Below are 496 nucleotides of genomic sequence, written 5' to 3' on the forward strand. Positions count from 1 at the left end.
GAGTTGGCAGGAACAGGAAAAAGCCTAACGGACTAGGTATCTTCAGGATGAAGATTTGATTACTTAGGATGAGTGGTCAGCAAGGAAGTGATAATCTCTGGATGAGATTCGCCAGTCAGGATGACAGGCTAGAATGGACACCGCTAGGATGGCGATGAATAAAAAGGAAATTGGTTAAAGGATTTAGCCACTATCAAGGAAAGATGCAGGGAGCACCTTATCTCGAAGAGATAAACAGTAGCCGGATTGCTGCGATAGAGACTTAACCCCGTCAGGCGAAAGCCTAGCGGGGTTTTCTTTTATCTGGCGTTTGGGTTTGCTTGAACACTCAGATCATCGCTAAGTATTTATTAGGTTTGATTATTCGTCGTCTGCGTAGCGAATCGAGTTAATGAACCACTCTTTGTCGCCTTCCGGTGTGGTTACCGTAAACTCGTCATCCGCTTCTTTCTTGAGCAGAGCTCTAGCCATTGGTGAATCTATAGAGATATAGCCT

Annotated in this window: 1 protein-coding gene; it reads right to left on the reverse strand. The window is 45.0% G+C overall.

Translation table 11 applies throughout. The features are described from left to right. Window positions 1-360: 360 nt before the first annotated feature. Window positions 361-496: GreA/GreB family elongation factor (locus AB4653_RS25350; RefSeq protein ID WP_372105604.1), on the reverse strand; the 136-nt coding region annotated here is incomplete at its 5' end.

Source organism: Vibrio sp. 10N.222.48.A3, assembly GCF_041475345.1.
Classification (GTDB): domain Bacteria; phylum Pseudomonadota; class Gammaproteobacteria; order Enterobacterales; family Vibrionaceae; genus Vibrio; species Vibrio tasmaniensis_A.